Source organism: Ancylomarina sp. (genome assembly GCF_041555295.1).
GTDB lineage: Bacteria > Bacteroidota > Bacteroidia > Bacteroidales > Marinifilaceae > Ancylomarina.
Genome location: NZ_JBFFKR010000176.1, coordinates 1 through 7,338 on the forward strand (window position 1 = coordinate 1; position 7,338 = coordinate 7,338).

Below are 7,338 nucleotides of genomic sequence, written 5' to 3' on the forward strand. Positions count from 1 at the left end.
CAATCATCCTTTGGTAAAGCTCCCTATGTTTTAGCTCAAAAAGCGAAGCTAATGGGAAAACGAGTTATTGCTTTTTGTGGTAGTTCCGAAAACCTATTAAATTCCCCTTTCGATCAAGTGTTCCCTATAAAAAAAGAGTACCAAACTCTTGATGAAGCGATAACGTTTGCGAAAAATAACTTGACAGATGCCGTTTTACACAATGCTCATCTCCTGTAAGGTCCTGATATTCTGCATTAAAACTTGTTGTTTTTGATATGATATATAGCATGAAAAAAGATTTTAGTTTTAGTGTTGATATCTTTGAGAGATTGGTATTTTTGCAGTCAAATACTAAATAAACAATAAACTACTATTTCTAATGGAAAATCGCAGAATTTTAGCCATCAATCCGGGATCTACCTCTACAAAGATTGCCGTATATCAAGGCGATAAATCAGTATTTCTAAAAAATATTAAGCACTCTAATGAAGAGTTAGCTCAATTCAATAGCATTTCAGAACAATTTGAATTCCGTAAGGATATTATCCTAAAGGAATTGGTTGATGCAGAAATTCTTATTGACCTAATTGAAGCTGTTGTTGGACGTGGTGGTTTGGTTAAGCCTATCGAGTCGGGAGTTTACTTGGTTGACGAGAAACTTAAAGCAGATTTACGTATTGGTATTCTTGGAGAGCACGCAAGTAATCTGGGTGGCCTAATTGCTGATAATATCGCACAATCATTGCCAAATGCAAAAGCTTATATTGCTGATCCAGTTGTTGTAGATGAGATGATTGATGTTGCTCGAGTTTCTGGACATCCAGAGTTTGAACGTATGTCAATTTTCCATGCCTTAAACCAAAAAGCTGTAAGTCGATCATTCGCGTTAACAGTAGATAAAAAATACGAAGACTTAAATATTATTGTTGCTCACTTAGGTGGTGGTATCTCTGTTGGTGCTCACCGTAAAGGTCGTGTAATCGATGTGAACAATGCCTTAGATGGTGAAGGTCCTTTCTCTCCTGAGCGTTCAGGAACTCTTCCTGCTGGTGCATTAGCTAAGCTTTGTTTTAGCGGTGATGTTACTTTGGACGAAGTGAAGAAAATGATCAAAGGTGAAGGTGGATTAGTTGCTCATATGGGAACGAATGATGCTTACGAGATTGAGTTGAAAGCCAAAGATGGTGATGCAAAAGCTAAATTGATTCAAGATGCGATGGCATATCAAGTAGGTAAATCTATTGGTGCTTGTGCTGCTGCTTTAAAAGGTGAAGTTGATGGAATTATCTTAACAGGTGGTATCGCTCACAATGGTGATTTAGTGAGCTATGTAAAAGAAATGGTTTCATTTATTGCCCCAGTTATTGTTTACCCTGGTGAGGATGAAATGAAAGCTTTAGCAATGAATGGTTATATGGTATTGAGAGGCGATGTAGTGCCTAAGAGATATGTATAATCTTATCGTTATCTGAAATAAACCCTAATTACTTTTAATTAGAGTTCAAAATAGTTTAAAACCTTCGGTTAATTCCGGAGGTTTTTTTTATGCCTTAATTCTTTGATTTTAATGAGTCTAAATAGAAATTAATTATGATTCTTCTTCTATGATTTGTTTTCCTAATCTTTTGAAATGTCAATATTATTAGGCTTAGGTATTGATCATCAGGATACAAACTTTAAACAGAAATAGAATGAATTTGAATAGAGTTGTTTGATTAAAGAAAAATTTCTCTAATATTTTTGTATCTTAAAGCTGAAAATGATAAAAAAGATCTGTTGAATATGAGTTGAAATAGCCGAACTCATTAAAGTTTGAATCTGAAATTATACTAGAACAATTAGCATAAAAACTAATCAATCTCACAATAATAAGATGATGAATGAACCTTAACTCTAATATGTCTTTATAAATGGGTTTGTGATACTAGCTCTGGATAAAGATGTGTTTAGAATTAAGAATCATTTGTTTTGTCAAACAAAACATGAAACTATGAATGATCAGGCTGAACTCGTAAAAGATCTCGTAACAGAGCATGGAATAAAAAGGGAAAATTTGCTTCCTATTTTACAAGCTGTGGTTGAAAAAGATCGCTTTTTATCAGAGAGTGCTATTCTTAAAATAGCTGAAGAAACTAAAATCCCCGCCGCTGATGTCTACGGAACGGCTAGTTTCTATTCATTTCTCGATATTGTCCCTCGAGGAAAATATGTGATCCGCGTATGTAAAACCATAACCTGTGCTATGAAAGGTAAGAATCAAATTCTTTTGGCACTTGAAGATTTCTTGAAAGTTAAGTTGGGAGAAACCACTCCTGATAAACTCTTTACAATACTTGAAACCAATTGCTTGGGATGGTGTCATAAGGCGCCTGCGATGTTGGTGAATGATGATGTCTATACTGAGTTGACTCCAAACATGGTAGTTGATATACTTAGTTCTTATAAGGCAGAGGCGGATAAGGAGTAGATCTTATTTTCAAATTGTAAAAATCAAGAGTTATGACGACTAAAACAAAACAACTCAATAGAATAGATTTAATCTTCAAACATGAAGATGATTGTAAAGAGATTTTAAAGAAATCGTTCGATCGTTCCCATGATGAGGTAATCAACGAAATGGTAAATTCAGGACTTAAGGGACGTGGTGGCGCTGGTTTCCCAACAGGACTTAAATGGAAGCTTACTGCTGAAGAGACAGAGCCAACCAAATATGTTATTTGTAATGCCGATGAGGGAGAGCCTGGTACCTTTAAAGATAGAGAGATTCTAACACGTGTTCCTCATAAGGTTTTAGCAGGTATGGCTATGTGTGCCAAGATTATTGGTGCTAAAGAAGGTTATATTTATCTACGTGGCGAATATAAATTTCTTGTTCCTCAACTTAGAGAAGAGCTTAAGAAGTTTCATCAAATTATGGATGAATTAAATCTCGATTTTGCCGTTGATATTTTCTTGGGAAGTGGTGCCTATATATGTGGAGAAGAGTCAGCTCTTTTCGAATCTATGGAAGGTAAACGTGGCGAACCAAGAAATAAACCTCCCTATCCAACCCAATGTGGTTACCTAAATAAACCAACGGTCATCAACAATGTTGAAACTCTGGCGCACTCTTATACTATCATGAAATACGGGGCTAAGAAATTTCGTGAACTTGGGGTTAAAGACTCCTGGGGATCTAAGGTGTTTTCTGTGTCTGGCGATACGCCAATACCAGGTATCTATGAATTAGAATTAGGTATGAGCGTTCAAGATTTTGTTGATGATTTTGGAGATGGAGATACCAAGGCTGTACAAGTTGGTGGTGCATCTGGTTTTCTAGTCCCGCGAAAGCGTTTCCCAAAATCGAATATCGGTTATCAAGGAAAACTGACAGGCGTATCTCTGCCTACAGGAGGTTCTATGATGATATTCAATAGTTCTCGGTCTATGTATAATGTATTGAACAATTACCTCGACTTTTTTGAAGAAGAATCTTGTGGGCAATGTACACCTTGCCGTGTAGGTTGTCAGCAATTACTTAAAGGTATCAAGGCTGTAAAGCGAGGTGAAAAACCAGCTGCTTATCTTGATAAGCTCCTAAAACTAACAGACACGATGCGATTGACAGCTAAGTGTGGTTTGGGACAATCTGTCGCAAATTCTTTCTCCTCTATTGTAGAAAATTTCCGAGAGGAGATGATTTACTAATGGGTTCTAAATAAATGAGTCTAATGTTCAATTTTTTAAGGCAATAAAATATACAAGCCTTAATAACTAAAGAGAATGAAAATGGCAAATATGATCAATTTATCAATAAATGGAATCGCTGTTAGTGTAGAGGAAGGAAAAACCATACTCGAAGCAGCTAAAAAATTACATATACATATTCCAACCCTATGCTATCACAAAGACCTATGTGTAGCAGGTAATTGCAGAGTTTGTGTGGTTGAGCAAGCAGGAGTCGATCGTTTGGTAGCTTCCTGTGCAACGCCTGTTAACGAAGGCATGGAGATCAATACCAATAGTTTAAAGGTGAGAAACTGTCGAAAGCATATTATTGAGCTTTTGTTGGCCGAACACAACGAAGAATGTACCAAGTGTTATCGAAATGGGCATTGTGAACTTCAATCCATAGCTGCTGACCTACAAATCACAAATCAAGATTTTATCGATTTGGTACCTGATAAGAATTATACAGTCGATTCTTTTTCACCATCTATTGAAAAAGATGATAGTAAATGTATTCGTTGTCAACGTTGTGTGAGAACTTGTGCAGAGATTCAAAGTGTGGGTGCAATTGCTGTGGCACATAAGGGTTCTGATATGAAAATTTCAACATTCTTTAATCATTCATTAAATGAGGTGGTTTGTACCAATTGTGGACAGTGTATTGTGCATTGCCCAACTGGAGCTTTGGTTGAGAAATCGTATGTGGAGCAAGTATGGGATGCTATAGCAGATCCTGAAAAGCATGTAGTGGTTCAAACAGCACCAGCTGTTCGGGTTGGTCTTGGTGAAGAATTGGGTTTTGAACCAGGCACCAGAGTGACGTCTCGTATGGTATCAGCTCTTCGACGTTTAGGATTCGATTCAGTTTTGGATACTGATTTTACTGCTGACCTGACTATTATGGAGGAAGGAACAGAATTGTTAACACGTCTTAAAGGAGCATTGCTAGATGATAATCCTGAAGTTTCTCTACCTATGGCTACATCATGTTCACCAGGTTGGGTGAAATATATTGAACACAAATACCCAAAATATCTACCTAATTTATCGACATGCAAATCGCCACAACAGATGTTTGGGGCTTTGGCTAAAACTTACTATGCTAAGAATATCGATGTGGATCCAGCCAATATTGTTTCCGTTTCTATTATGCCATGTACGGCTAAGAAATTTGAAGCGAATCGACCAGAAATGAAAGACAGTGGTTATAAAGATGTTGATTTTGTTTTGACGACTCGTGAACTAGCAGTAATGATTAAACAAGCCGGTATTGAATTTGAGCAGTTGAACGAAGAGAATTTCGATTCTATCATGGGAATTGGTTCTGGAGCAGGTGTCATTTTTGGTGCTACGGGTGGTGTTATGGAAGCAGCATTACGTACCGCTTATGAAATTGTAACTGGGCGCGAGGTACCTTTCGAAAATTTGGAGATTAAACCTGTTAGAGGACTAGCAGGCGTGAAGGAGGCAATTGTACCAATTGTCGATGTTCTACCAGAGTGGTCATTCCTTGAAGGTGTTGAGTTGAAATGTGCCATAACCAATGGATTAGAAAATGCTCACCAGTTAATGGAAGCCATTGATAGAGGAGATCGTTTCTATCATTTCATAGAAATTATGGCTTGCCCTGGTGGTTGCTTAGGCGGTGGTGGTCAACCGTTCCCTGTTGATGATGAAATTCGTCAGAAAAGAATGGATGCTATCTATTCTGAAGACTTATCATTAACTCTTAGAAAATCTCATGAAAATCCTGAAATTGTGCAGATTTATAAAGATTTCCTAGAGAAACCATTGAGTCATAAATCTCATAAATTATTGCATACCTCTTATGTGAAACGTCAGCCATATTAATGACAAATCTGTTGCATCATTATTAGGGTGATGGTAATAACGGAAAATCCCTTGTAAGATTTATGCTTACAAGGGATTTCTATATATCTAAGAAAGAAAAATTAATTGTTAGAACTGATTCACAACTTTACGGATAGCAACCAGTTTTGTCAATAAATCTTCAAGATGGTCTAAGTGTAACATATTTGCTCCATCAGATTTTGCATTGGCAGGATCAGGATGTGTTTCAATAAAGATACCATCAACACCAACTGCAATACCAGCTTTGGCAATTGTTTCAATTAAATCAGGACGTCCACCCGTTACACCAGAAGTTTGGTTTGGCTGTTGAAGTGAATGCGTGATATCTAAAACAACCGGGCAATTATTTTTTTGCATTGTAGGAATTCCGCGGAAGTCTACAATCATATCCTGATAACCAAACATATTTCCACGGTCGGTTAATATCACCTGATCGTTACCCATTTCTTTCACCTTATCAACAGCGAATCTCATAGATTCAGCAGATAAGAATTGACCTTTCTTAATATTCACAACTTTACCCGTTTTAGCAGCTGCAACTAATAAATCAGTCTGACGGCAAAGGAAAGCAGGAATTTGTAAAACATCAACATAAGCAGCAGCCATAGAAGCTTCCTCTGCAGAGTGAATATCTGTAACAGTTGGGACACCAAAAGTATCACTAACTTTTTTTAGAATTTTCAAAGCTTTTTCGTCCCCAATACCTGAAAAAGAATCCAAACGAGAACGGTTGGCTTTACGATAGGAGCCTTTAAAAATGAAAGGAATCTCAAGCTTGTTTGTAATTTCTACAATACGTTCTGCAATTTGCATTGCAATTTCTTCACCTTCTATAGCACAGGGGCCTGCTAAAAGGAAAAAGTTGCCAGATTCGGTGTGTTTTATATTGGGAATATTTTTAATCATGATGTATTTGTGTTTTATTTCTTGCAAAAATAAGAAAAGCTTTGATATATATTGAATGCCTTAGTGAGATAATAGGTAAAGAAGTTTTATTTCTTGTCCATTTTTACTCTGTTAAGGCTTAGACCTTCTGATTGTATGGCACGTGGATAGCTAACGGCTGATTTTCCAAAAACCAAACCATAACCCACAGTGTAACCCTTTGGAATACCTATTAATTCTGAAATGCTTGGGTCAATGTCATTCAATACCCAAGTCAGCATACCATTCCATAAAGTGCCAATATTATGGCTATTGGCTAAAAGTTCAAAATAACTTAATGAAATGAGACAGTCAGGAAGAGGAGATGAGTTTTTCTTAGGAGCTGAAGCTATTAATAGATGGGGAGCATTTCTGAAAATAACATCAATACCATTGTTTTCCCATACCTTTTGAATGGCATATAAGAATTGAAATTGAGGTAAAAGCGTTTTAGCTTCTCCTGCTTTCCTTATTGCCTCATACACCTTATCTCTAAATATTTCTAAGTCTTCTCTTTTATCTATAAGTGTGAAATGTACCGAGTTATAATTATGTCCTGTTGGAGCATAAGCAGTTGTCTCCAAAAGCTCTTGAATAAGGCTTTTATCTATATCTTCAGGGATGTATTTTCGTATTGATCGTCGAGTTTTAATCAAACGGGTCATGGATTCATAAGTAGGAAGTTCACCTTCTGACGATAGGCTATCCTCAGGCTTTTTCCCTAAGATTGATAGGGCAGCTGTTGGGCAAATAGCTAAACAATGCTGGCATTTAAGACATTGTTTTTCTTTTGACTTGCGAATACTTGGATTGGGAGTCATTTCAATTATCCCTACAGGACAATCTTGTGCA

The 7,338-nt window shown here is 36.8% G+C and carries 7 protein-coding genes; 5 read left to right on the forward strand and 2 right to left on the reverse strand.

Annotated elements, in window-relative coordinates; genetic code table 11:
- The 5 genes from ABY905_RS11895 to ABY905_RS11915 form a co-directional block, all read left to right on the forward strand.
- Nucleotides 1–219: glycerate kinase (locus ABY905_RS11895; protein ID WP_372644135.1), on the forward strand; the 219-nt coding region annotated here is incomplete at its 5' end.
- A 142-nt stretch (nt 220–361) separates the two neighbouring features.
- Nucleotides 362–1,438: a butyrate kinase gene (gene buk / locus ABY905_RS11900; protein ID WP_372644138.1), complete on the forward strand. Its 1,077-nt coding sequence runs from the start codon at nt 362–364 to the stop codon at nt 1,436–1,438.
- A 534-nt stretch (nt 1,439–1,972) separates the two neighbouring features.
- Nucleotides 1,973–2,449, forward strand: coding sequence for an NAD(P)H-dependent oxidoreductase subunit E (locus tag ABY905_RS11905; protein WP_372644142.1), 477 nt, complete (start codon nt 1,973–1,975; stop codon nt 2,447–2,449).
- Nucleotides 2,450–2,481: 32 nt separating this feature from the next.
- A complete protein-coding gene (locus tag ABY905_RS11910) occupies nt 2,482–3,669 on the forward strand; it encodes an NADH-ubiquinone oxidoreductase-F iron-sulfur binding region domain-containing protein (RefSeq protein ID WP_372644145.1) in 1,188 nt (395 codons plus the stop codon).
- Between the two features lie 81 nt (nt 3,670–3,750).
- A complete protein-coding gene (locus ABY905_RS11915; protein ID WP_372644148.1) occupies nt 3,751–5,541 on the forward strand; it encodes an NADH-dependent [FeFe] hydrogenase, group A6 in 1,791 nt (596 codons plus the stop codon).
- A gap of 108 nt (nt 5,542–5,649) precedes the next feature.
- Here ABY905_RS11915 and kdsA read toward each other — a convergent pair whose 3' ends face one another.
- Complete coding sequence (gene kdsA / locus ABY905_RS11920) at nt 5,650–6,468, reverse strand: 3-deoxy-8-phosphooctulonate synthase (RefSeq protein ID WP_372644151.1); 819 nt, start codon at nt 6,466–6,468, stop codon at nt 5,650–5,652.
- 86 nt (nt 6,469–6,554) lie between these two features.
- Nucleotides 6,555–7,338 (reverse strand): nitroreductase family protein (locus ABY905_RS11925; RefSeq protein WP_372644154.1); only part of this gene is annotated, 784 nt, incomplete at its 5' end.

What these genes read in the sequence shown, in the direction of transcription:
- buk (WP_372644138.1), top strand. Translation starts at nt 362, where the DNA reads ATGGAAAATCGCAGAATTTTAGCCATCAATCCGGGATCTACCTCTACA.
- ABY905_RS11905 (WP_372644142.1), top strand. Translation starts at nt 1,973, where the DNA reads ATGAATGATCAGGCTGAACTCGTAAAAGATCTCGTAACAGAGCATGGA.
- ABY905_RS11910 (WP_372644145.1), top strand. Translation starts at nt 2,482, where the DNA reads ATGACGACTAAAACAAAACAACTCAATAGAATAGATTTAATCTTCAAA.
- ABY905_RS11915 (WP_372644148.1), top strand. Translation starts at nt 3,751, where the DNA reads ATGGCAAATATGATCAATTTATCAATAAATGGAATCGCTGTTAGTGTA.
- kdsA (WP_372644151.1), bottom strand. Translation starts at nt 6,468, where the DNA reads ATGATTAAAAATATTCCCAATATAAAACACACCGAATCTGGCAACTTT.